Source organism: Pseudomonas sp. NFACC13-1, from assembly GCF_900104425.1.
Lineage (GTDB): Bacteria > Pseudomonadota > Gammaproteobacteria > Pseudomonadales > Pseudomonadaceae > Aquipseudomonas > Aquipseudomonas fluorescens_AA.
The window spans coordinates 110,970-124,893 of the sequence record NZ_FMXV01000004.1; the positions used below are offsets into that span (position 1 = coordinate 110,970).

The following is a 13,924-nucleotide window of genomic DNA, read 5'->3' on the forward strand; positions in this document are numbered from 1 at the left end:
TCATGGCCCGCGCCGGACGCCGTCGCAGACAAGCACGCCCGGCGCTATCGGCGCTCCCCGCCATGACGGACCCGGAACTGGAGCCGTACCGGCTCAAAGGGTTCGACGGCCACGGGTTGATCCACGAGGGTCGCCACCGGTACAGGGATGCAAGCGGACAAGGCTACCTGATGCTGGAGAACGGCTATTACAAGACGGCGGTCCAGGCAGGCGAGCAAATCATCTACGCGCCCGACAACCGCTCGAACCAACGGACTGTCATTTGGGAGAATGATCGTTGGCAGGTTGAAGAACGGCAGCGCCTACGCGGAGGCGGCGCGCTCCAGAGCCTGTTAAGACGAGCCCCGCAGACACCGCGAGAGCGCAATTTCAATGCATTGGTGGAAGGGGTGCTGGTCAACAATCGCTACCCCACCCTCGAAGCCGTCAACACGGCAAAGGAGATTTTCCACTCCATGCCCGACGCGCTGCTCGAACGCATACTCGACGAAAGCATGGCCGACATAGGTGCGCTCGACCTCAACGCCTATCTCTCGAAAATAAGGGACCTGACCCAGGGCCGGGGCAACCTCTCTCGGCATCAGGCCGCCCACGACGATCTGCTGGACAAGATGAACACATGGCGAATCGTGACCCTTAGCTATAAAGACATCGAAGCCAACGTGCCTGACGTCGAACTGAGCGAAACACAGAAAATAAAAATATATGACACGATCATTTCACACAAAAACGTGTTCTTTACCGAAGATCGGATCCAGGTGCACACCACCCTCATCACGGACAACCTGACCGGCGCGGTCTTCATGACCTTCACGCCTCATAAGGGCAGGAAAAGAGTGGCCATGGACAAGATATCCAAAGACACCCGGGCCATGTTGCACGCCGTGGAAGCCAAGTTGAATGCCAAGGCCCAGGCGTTATATCCGGGGGACAGGCCGCAAGAGCAGGCCGCCCGAGAAAACTACATGGCTTCGGAAGATTATTACAACGAGATGATCAATGCGCTTCGGGAAGAGAAGCAGCGTCTGCACAAGCCTGGCCTGTTGACGGAAATCAGGAACAATCGCGTGCCTTATCTCATTGTCAACAAAGGCAAGACCCAGCGAAATACCATGCTGCTCACCGGCGAAGACGTTACAAACTTCACCCGTTCGCTCGCAAACTATGAACCCTTCGACATCGAAATCGTTACACAGGCCAAGTCCAACAAAGTGACAGGGACACCCTCACCCACCGTCCCCATGGTTTTACCCGCTCCAGAGCCTGTACCGGATAAATTCCAGACCCGCACCAGCCCATTGGCCGAAACACAGATGTCATACGCCAGCTTTCCCAAGGAGGCTGAAGCCAAGGTCGGGGAAATCCTGACAGATATCCGCGCCGGCAGGATAACCACCAAGCGAATCTATCGGTACTACTGGTACACCATGGCCCAACTGTCCCCCGGCGGTGGCAAAGGCGCATGGCGCGCCGCGTTCGAACGCCAGGGCGACACCTGGATACTCCAGGGTTTTTATGATTACCACGGCAATAAGCCCGCGACGGTCTGGGAAGGCTAGGCCGATCGAATCGAGGTCGAGTGGTTGGGGATCAACAGCCAGTGCCTTGCGTCAATAAATCCACAAACGCCTTCGCCATCGGCGAACGCTGTTCCTTGCGCTGCACCAGCCACACGGCCGAGACCGCCGCCGGATCGAGCAGCGGTCGATAGACCACCCCATCGATGCGCATGCGTTGGTAGGACGCCGGCAATACCGAGACCCCCAGCCCTGCCGCGACCAGGCCGATGATGGTCATGGCCTCACCGGCTTCCTGGGCGAAGTGCGGGCTGAAGCCGGCGTCGCGGGCCAGGCTCAGCAATTGCGCGTAGAGGCCGCTGCCGTAGCTGCGCGGGAAAAACACGAACGGTTCCTGGGCCAACGCCGAGAGGAACAGGCCTTTTTTATCGCCCTGGGCCAGGGGATGCTTGGCGCTGAGCACGGCCACCAGGGGTTCGCGGCTGAGTTCGATTTCCCTCAGGGCGTCGGGCAGCGGCAACGGCCGCATGATACCGACCTCGATCGTCTCATCCAGCAATGCGTCGGCCACTTGGGTGCTGCTCATTTCCCGCAGGTTCAGATGCACTGCGGGAAAACGCTGACGGAACGAGAAAATCGCCTGGGGAATGGTGGAGTTGAACGGCGCCGAGGAGGTGAAGCCAATCTTCAGCTCGCCCAGTTCCCCCAGTTGGGCACGGCGGGCCACGTCGGCGGCCTTGTCGACCTGGACCAACACCCGTCGCGCTTCTTCAAGGAACAGCCGCCCAGCCTCGCTCAATTCGACTCGACGATTGGTGCGCTCGAACAACCGTGCGCCAATCTCCTGTTCCAATGCCTGGATCTGCTGGCTCAACGGCGGCTGGGAGATGCCCAGGGCCAGCGCGGCGCGGCCGAAATGCAGCTCTTCGGCAACGGCAATGAAGTAACGCAAGTGTCGCAGTTCCATGGGTCACCCAATAGGTCGCCAAACATCTTAAACAGGTCGAATAATATATTGGATAGAAACATTAGCCAGCTATATGCTTTTTTCATTGCCTGCCTGATCGTGTCCTTGCGAGGTCCACCGTGAAAACTGCTGTCGTTCCATTGGCCCATGAAATCCCGCCGCGTGCGCAGGACGATGTCGTCGCCGAACTCACGGACATCTACATCGAGAAAAGCACGCCGATGTTCATGCGCACGGTGCTGGCGCTGTTCTGCGGTGGCTTTGCGACCTTTGCCCTGCTGTATTGCGTGCAGCCGATGATGCCGCTGCTGTCCAAGGAATTTTCCATCAACGCGGCGCAGAGCAGCCTGATCCTGTCGGTGGCGACCGGCATGCTCGCCATCGGCCTGTTGATCACTGGCCCGATTTCCGACCGCATCGGCCGCAAATCGGTGATGGTCACGGCGCTGTTCGCCGCGTCGGTGTGCACGATCGCCAGCGCCATGATGCCGACCTGGCAAGGCGTCCTGCTGCTGCGCGCCCTGGTCGGGCTGTCGTTGAGCGGGTTGGCGGCGGTCGCGATGACGTATCTGAGCGAAGAGATTCATCCCAAGCACATCGGCCTGGCGATGGGGCTGTATATCGCGGGCAACGCCATCGGCGGCATGTGCGGGCGCCTGATCACCGGGGTCTTGATCGACTTCGTCAGTTGGCACACCGCGATGCTGGTGATTGGCGGCCTGGCGTTGATCGCGGCGGCGGTGTTCTGGCGGATTCTTCCCGAGTCACGCAACTTCCGTCCCCGTTCGCTGCACCCACGCAGCCTGCTGGAGGGTTTCACCCTGCACTTTCGCGACGCCGGGTTGCCGCTGCTGTTTCTCGAAGCCTTCGTGCTGATGGGCGCCTTCGTGACGCTGTTCAACTACATCGGCTACCGCCTGCTGGCCGAGCCTTATCATCTGGACCAGGCTTTCGTCGGGTTGCTGTCGGTGGTGTACCTGTCGGGCATCTACAGCTCGGCCAAAGTCGGCGCACTGGCGGACAGACTCGGTCGCCGCAAAATGCTCTGGGCGACCATCGCGCTGATGCTGGCCGGCCTCGTGCTGACCATGGCCGCCCCGCTGTGGCTGGTGGTCCTGGGCATGTTGGTGTTCACCTTCGGTTTCTTCGGCGCCCATTCGGTCGCCAGCAGCTGGATCGGCCGCCGCGCCCTCAGGGCCAAGGGCCAGGCTTCGTCGCTTTATCTGTTCAGCTACTACGCCGGATCCAGCGTGGCAGGTACGGCCGGCGGCGTGGCCTGGCACCTGGGCGGTTGGAACGGGATCGGCCTGTTCATCGGTGGCTTGCTGGTGATCGCGTTGTGGGTGGCGGTGAAGCTGGCGAAATTGCCGTTGTTGCCGGGGAATATGTAGGCGCTGTCGAGTGCAACGAGGCTGCGATCTCGTCCCAGACAATTGGGTCCGGAGCGAAAGGAAAGATCGCGGCCTTCGGCAGCTCCTACAGGGCGCAGCCGAGTCATTGGCGCAAAACCACTCGCGCGCCCAACACACCATTCTCCACTTCCAACGTCAGCGACCGCAGCACCGCGCCCTCTCGTTCCTGTTGATCCAACCAATGGAGCAACGCACTCGCGTCACCACTGACGGCGAGTCGCAACGAGTCGCCGTCGACCTCCATTTCCGCCATGTCCAACCCCGCCGCTGTCGCACTTTCATTGACGCGCACCGACAAGGGCCGCGTGGCGACGGTCATATCCCGGGTGGGTTCGGCACGCTGGATCCGGGCGTTCAGTTCGGCCTGTTGTTGATACTGGCGTTCGGCAACCTCCCGTCGTTGCCACGTTGGTTGCCAAATCGCGGTGTAGGCCAGCGCCACCGACAACACCCCGGCAAGCCCCAGCAACAGCCCTTTTTCTCGGCGCGACAGGTTTCCCCACGTCTGTTTCAAGACCCGCCATCCATCGGTGTTCATCAACTGTTCTCCAGTGTGAGGATGGCCTGCACCCGATTGTTCTGTTTGCTCGCGCTGCCCAGGGTGACGGGCAAGCCGTTCTGCTGCCCGCGTTCACGCAGTTGTTCAAGCTCGACGAAACTGTTCGCCGTCAACTGGATCTTCCAGCCTTCGCCTTCACGAAAATCGATGCGCTGCACCTCGACGTTGCTGGCGCCAATGACCTGCTCGGTCAGACGGGTCAGACGCGCGACCTGAGTGTCGTGGCTTTGCCCGCGTCGGCTCTGCAATGCCTGGAACTGCGCCGCCAGGTCGACGATCCGCTCCTGCCCGGGATACAGCGACCTGAACCGCTGTTCGCTTTGGGCATGCAAAAACCGGGTTTCGCGTTCAAGAAAACGTACGCGGGCGTCGCAGAAAGCCCAGGTGAGCACCAACATGCCCAGTACCACCGCCGAAACGCCCCGCCATGGCAGCGCTCGACCACGTCGACGGAACTCACCTTGCAACAGGTCGATAGGACGTCCACCCGCGCTCAGCAGCCATTCATCGATGCCAGGGCAATCGCGCTCTTCGTCCAGCCAGTGAATGTCCTCGGGCAAGCCGGGCTTGAGCGTCGCCAGGGCCCGTACCGACAACGCCACCCGCGCCGGCAGCCCTGCGCCCAACAACCAACGCCCGAACCAACGCACGCCCAATGCCTGCTCATCGGCAAGCAGGTCGGCGTCGACATGCACCGCCCGTGTATCGATGCCTTGTTCGGCGAGCAGCGCCAGCAGCGCCTGGAACCGGGCGCGCTCCGTCACCATCAGCGGATAGCGGTGCTGACGGTCCCGCGGGCCGACGCTGATGTGCAGCGCCTCCAGGTTTTCACTCAGTTGTTCTTCGATGGCGAATGCCAGGGCCTGGGGCCGGGGCTGGCGTCGGGAGGGCCACGGATCGCTGCGCAACCAGCTGCACATTTCCATCGGCAACAGCACATCGACGGGCCGTCCGCTCAACTCGCCGGCCGCCTCGTGCAACGGCAGGCGACGACGCTCGCCGGTGGACGACCACACGCAGCACGGCCAGTTGGCGCAAGGCGAGGTCAGGCCCTCGGCAGTCAGGTAAAGCCAGGTTTTCATCAAGGAAGCTCACTGGGGCTGAAGGGTAAGAAACGTCGCTGACGAACCGTCCAGCGCCCGCTGACAGCATCACGCTCGATATCCGAGGCCAGGCGCAGACGGCTGTCGGCATGGGTCACGCTCACGGTGATTCGAAACCAGCGACTGCCCACCCCCAGGCCATGGCTGCTCAGGCCCATGCCGGACAGCAACGGGTCGTTGGTGAACGCCTGCACGCTGGGGTATGGCGCGTGGCGACGCTGATTGACCAACGTCCGGGCAGCCTCGGCCTCCATGCCATCGAGGGTCATCAGCACGCGCTGCGGGGCGGTATTGATGTTCATCCGCGCGTCCTTGGGCAGCAACGCCACCCAGGGCTCCAGGCGCCGTAGCGTCGGGCCGTCGATGCCCGGCAACAGGCGCAGTTGACTCAACTCCTGTATCGGCCCGACCTGGGGCAACGACAGCGGCGGCAGATCCAGCGAGGCCAGCAAGCGGGTCCAGCGACCGAGGGTGACCTGATCGATTTGTCCCTGGGCCAGCAGCCCATTGAGATTCAGGCGCCCGGACAAATCCTCGATACCGATGTGCAGCGCGGCGCCGTCCATTTCCATGGCAGGCCCGAGCCGGGCCCAATCCTGGCTCAGGTCAACGGGCCCGGACGGCGTTATCCCACTGCTTTCCAACACCCCCCGCGCCCAGTCTTCCCCAGCCAATCCCAATTGCCGCAACTGGACCTGTTGCAGTTGCTGCGCGCTGCTGTGCAACAGCAGGCGATGGCTGCGCAACAGCCCACCGACCAGCAGCAATGCCAGGCTCAACACCAGCAGCACGCTGATCAGCGCCACGCCGCGTTGGCGCTTCATGGCAACGCCTCCGGCAACAGCAGCACCCGGCGGATCTGTTCGAAACGCCCCGCAGACACGCTCAGCTCCAACGCCAGCGGCGCGGTGCCGCTCGCGGTTTCACCGCGCCAGCCCCGTTGCCGGTCGAACACGCGCCAGCCCAGGCTGCGGACGTCGTCGAGCAATATCTGCCGCTGCACAAGCGTCATGCCTTCACCGACGCTCTCGCGCCATAACGTACCGCCCTCGAGCTGATAGCTCACTGTCTGCCGTTCGCTGCGAGGCTGATCCAGTGGGTTGCGCCAATGGCTGCGCTGCAACTGCAAATGCCCGGACGCGAGCACGACCGAGTCGGCAACCGCCTGCCACACATCCCGTTCGATCACGCCGACAGCGCGCTGCAAGGCCCTGATGTCGCGCTCATGCTGACCGACTCCCTGCTGGGTCCGCACGACCCCATCGAACAACCGCCAACTGGCCAGGCCGAGCAAGGCAAAAATGGCGATGGCGATGACCAGCTCCAACAAGGTGAAACCCGATTGCCTATTCATGATGGCTGCGGATCCAGCCGATGGTACGGTGCGCGACGGTCGCACTGTCGTCGCGGCTGACCTGGATCTCGACCTGCAACAGGCGTCCGTCACGGGCCGGGGCGATACGCTGTTGCAAGACCCAAGCGCGGCGATCCAGGTGCCGGCCCAGGCGCTGTTGTCCGGGCGACGTGATGACTTCCAGGCGCAGTTCGCTCAGTTGATTGTCCGCCAGCCAGGCGCCGAACAGACGCTCCTCAAGTGTGGCGCTTTGCTTGAGCACGAACTGGCTGGCCGAGAGAACGGCGGCCGCCAGCGTCGCGAAAATCGCCAGGGCGATCATGACTTCCAACAGTGTGAAACCCTGGCAACCGGCGGCCTGCCTGCGCGCGTTACTCATCGATCAGCGGCTCCGCCAGGCCATCGCTCGATACCCGGGCAACCGTCTGCCCAGCGACGTTGATGAACAGCTTGAACGGACTGGTCTCGTCATTGCTGAGCATCAGCAACTGAGGTGAGCCTTGAACGGCATCGAGCGACAGGACATGGCCGTCCAGCTCCAACCCGAGCGTCAAGCCCTCGGGCAATCGATGGGGCACCGACACGGTCGTCCAGCCCTGGACGTCGAGTCGCAACGCCTGATAACCGCCGGGCTGCACGTGCACACCATATTCCTGCCCGTCCAGTACCGCCCGCTCGCGCAACTGCTGCACCAGCGCAACGAAGTCCCGGGCTTGCTGGCGGGCTTCACGCGCCGGGCCCGGCCCCGTGGCGAGGCGGACCATGCCCGCCAGGACGCCGATCAAGACAATAACGACCATCAGCTCCAACAAGGTGAAGCCCCGGCAACGGCGCGGCATGTTCACTCCGCCCAATTGCCGATGTCGGCCGCCACCCCTTCACCACCCGACACGCCATCGGCGCCCAGGGAGTAGAGGTCATAGCCGCCATCGAGGGATTTGTGCCCGGGGTTGAGGTACTGGTAGGGCGTGCCCCAAGGGTCGACCGGCAAGCTTTTCAGATAACCCTGGGGGTTCCAGTTCCTGGCCGCGGGGGTACCGGAGGGGCGTTTGCTCAACGCCTCCAGGCCTTGTTGGGTCGAGGGGTAATGGAAGTTGTCGAGGCGGTACATTTCCAGGGCCGTGGCGATCGCCTGGATATCGGTGCGGGCGGCCGTGACCTTGGCCTGGTCGGGTCGGCTCATGAACTGCGGCACGACGATGGCGCCCAGCACGCCAATGATGACCACCACCACCATGATTTCGATCAGGGTAAAACCGCGTTGTTGATGATGTGCGGGTCGGTTGCTTTGAAGTTTCATCGGTCAGTTCACCAATTGGTTGAGGCTCAGGATCGGTAGGAGAATGGCCATGACGATCAGCAGCACGACGCCGCCCATCAGCACCAACATGGCCGGTTCGAAAAGGCTCACCACCAGCGCGATGCGCGCCGCGAGGCTGGCTTCCTGTTGTTCGGCGGCCCGGGCCAGCATGTTGTCGAGTTCGCCGGCCCGTTCGCCGCTGGCGATCATGTGCAGCATCAGCGGCGGAATATCACCGCCCTGCTCCAGGCCACGGGTCAGGGTCCCGCCCTCATGCACCGAACGTGCAACGTCAGCCATGCGGGCGCGGATCGTCAGGTTGCCGATCACCTGGGCGGCGATGTGCAAGGCCTCCACCAGCGGCACCGCGCTTTTGCTCAGGATCGCCAAGGTGCTGGCGAATCGCGCCGCTTCCATCGCCCGCAGCACTTCGCCCAGCAGCGGCAGCCGCAGCAACAAGCGATGCCAGCGCAGGCGCCACGCCGGTTGGCGCACGCTCCAGCGCCACAACCCGAACAGCCCGGCCAGGGCACCGAGCAGCACCAGGCCATGGCGACGCAAGCCGTCACTCACGGCGATCAGCGCCTGGGTCAGCCAGGGCAACGGCTGACCGCTGTCGATGAAAATCTTCACCACATCCGGCACCACATACCCCAACAGGAACGCGACAATCGCGACACAGGCCAGCATCAGGATCAGCGGGTACACCAACGCCAGTTGAATGCGCTGGCGCGAGGCCTGGCGCGCCTGGGTGTAGCTCGCCAGTTGCTCCAACACCTGGCCCAGGTGACCCGACTGCTCGCCCGCCGCGACCGTGGCGCAGAACAGTTCGGGGAACGCTTGAGGGAAGGCCCTCAGTGCCGTCGCCAGCGCATGGCCTTCCATCACCCGGCTGCGCACCGCCGCCAGCAGGTGGGCAACGCGGCGTTTCTGGCTCTGTTGCGCCACCGCCCCCAGGGATTCCTCAAGGGGCAGGCCGGCCTGGATCAAGGTGGACAGCTGCAACGTCAGTAACGCCAGATCCGCCGGGCCCAGGCGCCCCCCGGCATGGCGCCCGCCCAGGACTCGCTGCTCCTTGGCTTCCGCCAGCTCGCTGGGCAGCAAGCCGCGCTCGCGCAACAACTGTCGAGCATGCCGGGGGCTGTCGGCTTCCACGCGGCCCTTGCAGCGTCGGCCCTGGGGGTTTTCGGCCTGATAATCGAAGGTCGGCATGGCGCTAATCCTCCTGGGTAATGCGCAGTAATTCGTCGACGCTGGTCAGGCCTTCCAGCACGCGCTGGCGACCGTCCTGGAACAGGCTGCGGGAGGTCTTGCGGGCCTCGGCGGCGAGCGCCTGCTCGGTGGCGCCCTGGTGAATCAGCTGCGACAGCGCAGCGTTGACATGCACCAGCTCATAGATGCCGAAGCGCCCGCGATAGCCTTTCTGGCATTGCTCGCAGCCCTGGGCCTTGAACAACCTGGGTGCGGCATCGGCGTCGAGGCCCAGCCGCCGACACGTGGCGGCGTCGGCCACATAAGGGGCTTTGCAGGAAGGGCACAGACAGCGCAACAAGCGCTGGGCGACGATGCCGGCCAGGGACGACGCCAGCAGATACGCATCCACGCCCATGTCCACCAGCCGCGTGACCGCGCCGACGGCGGTGTTGGTGTGCAGGGTCGAGAGCACCAGGTGCCCGGTCAGCGATGCCTGGACGGCGATTTCGGCGGTCTCGCGGTCGCGTATTTCGCCGACCATCACCACGTCCGGGTCCTGGCGCAAAATGGCCCGTAAACCGCGGGCGAAGGTCATGTCGACTTTCGGGTTGACCGGCATCTGGCCGATGCCCGGCAGGTGATATTCGATGGGGTCTTCGACCGTGAGGATGTTGCGGCTCTGGTCGTTGATGCTGCTCAGCGCCGCGTACAGGCTGGTGGTCTTCCCCGACCCCGTGGGCCCGGTGACCAGCACGATGCCGTGGGGCTTGCCGAGCAACTGACGCAGGCTCGCCAGGGTGTCGTCGGGCAGGCCCAGGCGTTGCAGATCCAGGCGCCCGGCCTGCTTGTCGAGCAGGCGCAACACCACCCGCTCGCCATGGGCCGAAGGCAGGGTCGAGACCCGCACATCGACCTCGTGCCCGGCCAGGCGCAACGCCATCCGGCCGTCCTGAGGCACGCGTTTTTCGGCGATGTCCAGGCGCGCCATGACCTTGATCCGCGACACCAGCAGGTTCGCCAGTTCCCGGCGCGGGCGCAGCATTTCCCGCAGCTGCCCGTCGATGCGCATGCGCACCGACAGGTATTGCTCGAACGTTTCCAGGTGCACATCCGAGGCGTGCTCGCGGACCGCCTCGCTGAGCAATGCATTGATCAGGCGAATGATCGGCGCATCACCCTGCTGCTCCAGCAGGTCGGTAGTCTGCGGCATCTGGTCGGCCAGGCTGAGCAGGTCCAGTTCCTCGTCCAGGCCTTGGGCCACCTGCTCGGCGGCGCTCTGGCCCTGGCGATAGACGCTGGCCAGGCGCGCGGCGAACTGCGCCGGCTCCAGGACCTGGATAGGCAGATCCCGCCCACACAGGCGCCGGACTTCCGCCACGGCAGTCAGGGGCGTGTCGCTGCGCATCGCCAGGCTCAAGGTCGGCCCCGCGCCTTCCAGCAGCACGCCCAGGCGCCTGGCGAAACCAAAGGGCAACGGCTCGCTCACAGGCCCTCCGGCTGCGGTGGACGCCTGTCGACCGCCGGCTCCCGCGCGGACGATTCGAACAACTGGTGGGCGTCCCGGGGCAGCAGCGAATTGTTTTTCCGCGAGCCGGGTTTGCTCAACTCCCGGAGCGCGTCGTAGCGTTGCCGGCTCACATCGGCCAGGTCTTCGCTGCTGCGCACGATGGTCGGGCGCAGGAACACCATCAAGTTGCTTTTGGTCTGGGTGTCGCGGTTCCAGCGAAACAACGCGCCCAGGTAGGGAATACTGCGCAGCAGCGGCACACCGCTTTGCTGGCTGCGGACACTGTCGCGGATCAGGCCGCCGATCACGATGATCTCGCCATCGTCCGCCAGGATCGTGCTCTTCAAGGCGCGCTTGTTGGTGATCAGGTCCGAAGAGTCCACGCCGGAGACCGACGGCGCGATGTCTGACACCTCCTGCTCGACTTCGAGGCGCAAGGTCGAGCCTTCGTTGATGTAAGGCTTGACCTTGAGGCTGATACCCACGTCCTTGCGCTCCACAGTGGTGAACGGATTGTCCGCGCCGTTGCCGCTGGTGGCGTAGGAGCCCGTCTTGAACGGAACGTTCTGGCCCACGATGATTTCCGCCTCCTGGTTATCCAGGGTCAGCAGGCTGGGGGTGGACAGCAGGTTGCTGTGGGCGTTGCTCGCCAGCGCCGAGACCAGCGCACTGAAGCGATCGCCACCCAGCCGCAGGAATGCGCTTTCCTTGGTTTTATCCAGCTTGCTGAAGTCCAGGCCGATGATCGGGATGTCGGTTCCCGGGAAGTTGATGCTCCCTGCCGCGCTGCCGCTCTTGAGTCCCCACTGCACCCCCAGCGCTTCGGAAATATCTCCGCTCACCTCGACGATGGCCGCATGAATGAGCACCTGGGCCCGGGGTTGGTCCAGCTCCCGGACGATGTTCTCGATGATGCGGACCTGGGCCGGCTCGGCGATCAGGACCAAGGCATTCTGGCTTTCATCGGCCTTGATCCTGAAGGGGCTGGCCCCCGCGGTTTCCCGTTGGCCAGCGAGGGCCGGCGTGGTTTTCCTATCCTGCCCGACACCTTCCAGGACCTCGGCCAACTGTTTGGCATCGCTGTGACGCAGACGGATGACCCGCGCGTTGTCCTGGGAAGCGGCTGCCGGTACGTCCAGGGTCCGGGCCAGGTCGACCAGGCGTTGACGCACCGCTGGCGCGCCGATGATCACCAGCCGATTGCTGCGGGCATCGGCGATCACCACCCCCGCCGTATCCCCCTCGCGCTTGCCGCCGGAGGCTTCCACCAGGGGGGCGATGTCCCCGGCCTGGGCGTGCTTCAAGCGCACCACCACGTGATTGCGGTTGCGTCCTGAATCCAACCGTTGCACCACGCCGGCGATGCGCTGGACGTTGGCCGCCGTGTCGGTGACCACCAAGGCGTTGGACGAGACCGAAGGGCCGACGTAACCATTGGCCGATACCAAGGGCCGGATCAGCCCGGCGACATCGGCAGCGATGCTCGATTGCAGGTCGAGGACCCGGGTGACGAACTGCGACGGTGTGGCGCTTTGTTCGTCGGCGACACCGGCACGCGTCTTGGCATCGCTGACCGGCGTGATCAGGATCCGCTCGCCTTCGTCGATCACGGTGAAGTTATGGGCATCGAGTACCGAATAGAACAACCGCCGCACCCCTTCGCGGTCCAGCGCCTCCCGGGACATGACCGTGATGCGCCCCGACACCCGGGGATCGAGCACCACGGTCTTGCCCAGGATCGCTGAGAACTCTTCGACCACATCGCGCAGTTCCGCGTTGTTCATCGCCAGTTGCCACTGGGCTTCTTCGGCCTGCAGCCAACCGGCGGGCATCAGCAGGCAAGACGCGGCGAAGCAGAACAGGACACGCGAAACACGCTCCCGGATAAAGCTGTTCATGAATTCGATCACTCTGATTGCCCGGCCACCGGGCGTAGGTATTGCGAGGAATGCGGCGCGGCATGGCCCCCGTCTTCGAGGCTCAGCCGGCGCAGCAGGGGCTTGGCTGTGGGTTGCAGGGCCAAGCGTTCTTCACGTCCGTTGCGCCACAACGTCACATGGCTGGCCTCGACCCGGCGCAGCACGCTGCCACCCGGCAAACGCTCGCCCACCTGGTAAATGCGCGGGCCGGCGGCGTCCGCCAGCAAGGCCCGCGACAAGCCTTGGCCAGCGACAAAACTGGCCTGCAACGTGATCGGTTCGGTGCTAGGGACATGGGCACCTTCGGGCGTCAGGCCGAACACCGTCGCGACGGCTTGTACGTTGGGCAGGGCGCGCACCGGAACGGTCGGCGAGCCGCCAACCACGGGCACATCACGGGCCACTGCCTGGCGATAACGCCACTCGTGCCCGGCCAGCAACACCCCATACAACAGCGGTACGAGCATCAGGATTGTCGTGGGCAAACGACTGCCAACCTTGAAAGAAACACTCACTTTTGCGCCCGCCGGATCATCGCGCCCGAGGGCTTGGCGAAGGTCATTCGCCGCACCACCCTGCGTCCGGAGCACTCATGCCAGGCCACTGCGCAAAGATGCAGCGCCACGAGCACGGAAAGCACCACGCAAGCCGAGGTATGGATCGTGCTGGCCCGTTCGATCAGCGCCGGATCGCTCAGTGGCTGGGGGAAGTGAACGAGTCCGAAGACACTGATCGCGCTTTTCATCATCAGAACGCCGGTCACCAGGACGACAGCAATGACCAGGTAGACCATGGCGTGTACCGCAAAGGCCAGCGTCTTGATCGGCGAAGGCGCCGTTCCATGGGGTTCCAATGCACGGACAAACAGGCAGGCTCGCCACACGAACAGCGGAATGAACAGCGTCGTCAGCGACACATTGAATGACCCGATCCAGTGTTCGGTCGCAGCCGACACCGGGTTGTAAGCCACATAAAACCCGGACACCAACGTCCACAAGATAATGACCGCCGACAACCAGTGCAGCAGCACACGTGGCCGGGAATAATTGGAATGCATCACGCGCCCTCCTTCGAAGGCTCCAGGCAATCCCT

Annotated in this window: 15 protein-coding genes; 2 read left to right on the forward strand and 13 right to left on the reverse strand. The window is 63.8% G+C overall.

Features of this window, described 5'->3' with window-relative positions; all coding sequences use genetic code 11:
- Positions 1-2: 2 nt before the first annotated feature.
- Positions 3-1,559: a hypothetical protein gene (locus tag BLQ55_RS32430; RefSeq protein WP_256326546.1), complete on the forward strand. Its 1,557-nt coding sequence runs from the start codon at positions 3-5 to the stop codon at positions 1,557-1,559.
- Positions 1,560-1,590: 31 nt separating this feature from the next.
- Here BLQ55_RS32430 and BLQ55_RS07205 read toward each other — a convergent pair whose 3' ends face one another.
- Entirely contained in the window at positions 1,591-2,484 is an 894-nt protein-coding gene (locus BLQ55_RS07205) for a LysR family transcriptional regulator (protein WP_092253117.1), read from the reverse strand.
- A 221-nt stretch (positions 2,485-2,705) separates the two neighbouring features.
- Here BLQ55_RS07205 and BLQ55_RS07210 point away from each other — a divergent pair, with 221 nt between their 5' ends.
- The gene (locus BLQ55_RS07210) at positions 2,706-3,875 is read left to right on the forward strand and encodes an MFS transporter (protein ID WP_371128521.1); all 1,170 of its coding nucleotides are present in this window, start codon (positions 2,706-2,708) and stop codon (positions 3,873-3,875) included.
- Positions 3,876-3,978: 103 nt separating this feature from the next.
- Here BLQ55_RS07210 and gspM read toward each other — a convergent pair whose 3' ends face one another.
- From gspM to BLQ55_RS07270, 12 genes are read right to left on the reverse strand one after another with little or no spacing between them, the layout of a single operon-like run.
- Positions 3,979-4,434, reverse strand: coding sequence for a type II secretion system protein GspM (gene gspM / locus BLQ55_RS07215; RefSeq protein WP_092253121.1), 456 nt, complete (start codon positions 4,432-4,434; stop codon positions 3,979-3,981).
- The gene (gene gspL / locus BLQ55_RS07220) at positions 4,434-5,537 is read right to left on the reverse strand and encodes a type II secretion system protein GspL (RefSeq protein WP_092253123.1); all 1,104 of its coding nucleotides are present in this window, start codon (positions 5,535-5,537) and stop codon (positions 4,434-4,436) included. Before gspL ends, gspM begins: the two co-directional genes overlap by 1 nt.
- Positions 5,537-6,382, reverse strand: a complete 846-nt coding sequence (locus BLQ55_RS07225; RefSeq protein WP_092253125.1) for a type II secretion system protein GspK — start codon at positions 6,380-6,382, stop codon at positions 5,537-5,539. Before BLQ55_RS07225 ends, gspL begins: the two co-directional genes overlap by 1 nt.
- Positions 6,379-6,912, reverse strand: a complete 534-nt coding sequence (locus tag BLQ55_RS07230; protein ID WP_092253127.1) for a type II secretion system protein GspJ — start codon at positions 6,910-6,912, stop codon at positions 6,379-6,381. The genes BLQ55_RS07225 and BLQ55_RS07230 overlap by 4 nt, the downstream gene beginning before the upstream one ends.
- Positions 6,905-7,291 (reverse strand): type II secretion system minor pseudopilin GspI, encoded by a 387-nt coding sequence (gspI, locus tag BLQ55_RS07235; protein WP_092253129.1) that lies wholly within the window; start codon positions 7,289-7,291, stop codon positions 6,905-6,907. The genes BLQ55_RS07230 and gspI overlap by 8 nt, the downstream gene beginning before the upstream one ends.
- Positions 7,284-7,751 carry a type II secretion system minor pseudopilin GspH gene (gene gspH, locus BLQ55_RS07240; protein WP_092253131.1) on the reverse strand — a complete coding sequence of 156 codons (468 nt, stop codon included), beginning with the start codon at positions 7,749-7,751 and terminating at the stop codon, positions 7,284-7,286. The genes gspI and gspH overlap by 8 nt, the downstream gene beginning before the upstream one ends.
- Positions 7,752-7,753: 2 nt before the next feature.
- Positions 7,754-8,212: a type II secretion system major pseudopilin GspG gene (gspG, locus tag BLQ55_RS07245; protein WP_092253133.1), complete on the reverse strand. Its 459-nt coding sequence runs from the start codon at positions 8,210-8,212 to the stop codon at positions 7,754-7,756.
- A 3-nt stretch (positions 8,213-8,215) separates the two neighbouring features.
- The gene (gspF, locus tag BLQ55_RS07250) at positions 8,216-9,424 is read right to left on the reverse strand and encodes a type II secretion system inner membrane protein GspF (RefSeq protein ID WP_092253135.1); all 1,209 of its coding nucleotides are present in this window, start codon (positions 9,422-9,424) and stop codon (positions 8,216-8,218) included.
- A gap of 4 nt (positions 9,425-9,428) precedes the next feature.
- Positions 9,429-10,892 (reverse strand): type II secretion system ATPase GspE, encoded by a 1,464-nt coding sequence (gene gspE / locus BLQ55_RS07255; RefSeq protein ID WP_092253137.1) that lies wholly within the window; start codon positions 10,890-10,892, stop codon positions 9,429-9,431.
- A complete protein-coding gene (gene gspD, locus BLQ55_RS07260; RefSeq protein WP_176814192.1) occupies positions 10,889-12,811 on the reverse strand; it encodes a type II secretion system secretin GspD in 1,923 nt (640 codons plus the stop codon). The genes gspE and gspD overlap by 4 nt, the downstream gene beginning before the upstream one ends.
- Positions 12,812-12,819: 8 nt before the next feature.
- Entirely contained in the window at positions 12,820-13,347 is a 528-nt protein-coding gene (locus tag BLQ55_RS07265) for a type II secretion system protein N (RefSeq protein ID WP_092203356.1), read from the reverse strand.
- Positions 13,344-13,889 carry a cytochrome b gene (locus BLQ55_RS07270; protein WP_092253141.1) on the reverse strand — a complete coding sequence of 182 codons (546 nt, stop codon included), beginning with the start codon at positions 13,887-13,889 and terminating at the stop codon, positions 13,344-13,346. Before BLQ55_RS07270 ends, BLQ55_RS07265 begins: the two co-directional genes overlap by 4 nt.
- Between the last annotated feature and the right edge of the window lie 35 nt (positions 13,890-13,924).

Excerpts from the sequence above, each read along its gene's own strand:
- gspD (WP_176814192.1), bottom strand. The coding sequence starts at position 12,811 with ATGAACAGCTTTATCCGGGAGCGTGTTTCGCGTGTCCTGTTCTGCTTC.
- BLQ55_RS07225 (WP_092253125.1), bottom strand. The coding sequence starts at position 6,382 with ATGAAGCGCCAACGCGGCGTGGCGCTGATCAGCGTGCTGCTGGTGTTG.
- BLQ55_RS07230 (WP_092253127.1), bottom strand. The coding sequence starts at position 6,912 with ATGAATAGGCAATCGGGTTTCACCTTGTTGGAGCTGGTCATCGCCATC.
- gspH (WP_092253131.1), bottom strand. The coding sequence starts at position 7,751 with ATGCCGCGCCGTTGCCGGGGCTTCACCTTGTTGGAGCTGATGGTCGTT.
- BLQ55_RS07205 (WP_092253117.1), bottom strand. The coding sequence starts at position 2,484 with ATGGAACTGCGACACTTGCGTTACTTCATTGCCGTTGCCGAAGAGCTG.
- gspF (WP_092253135.1), bottom strand. The coding sequence starts at position 9,424 with ATGCCGACCTTCGATTATCAGGCCGAAAACCCCCAGGGCCGACGCTGC.
- BLQ55_RS32430 (WP_256326546.1), top strand. The coding sequence starts at position 3 with ATGGCCCGCGCCGGACGCCGTCGCAGACAAGCACGCCCGGCGCTATCG.
- gspL (WP_092253123.1), bottom strand. The coding sequence starts at position 5,537 with ATGAAAACCTGGCTTTACCTGACTGCCGAGGGCCTGACCTCGCCTTGC.
- BLQ55_RS07210 (WP_371128521.1), top strand. The coding sequence starts at position 2,706 with ATGTTCATGCGCACGGTGCTGGCGCTGTTCTGCGGTGGCTTTGCGACC.
- BLQ55_RS07270 (WP_092253141.1), bottom strand. The coding sequence starts at position 13,889 with ATGCATTCCAATTATTCCCGGCCACGTGTGCTGCTGCACTGGTTGTCG.
- gspM (WP_092253121.1), bottom strand. The coding sequence starts at position 4,434 with ATGAACACCGATGGATGGCGGGTCTTGAAACAGACGTGGGGAAACCTG.
- gspI (WP_092253129.1), bottom strand. The coding sequence starts at position 7,291 with ATGAGTAACGCGCGCAGGCAGGCCGCCGGTTGCCAGGGTTTCACACTG.
- gspG (WP_092253133.1), bottom strand. The coding sequence starts at position 8,212 with ATGAAACTTCAAAGCAACCGACCCGCACATCATCAACAACGCGGTTTT.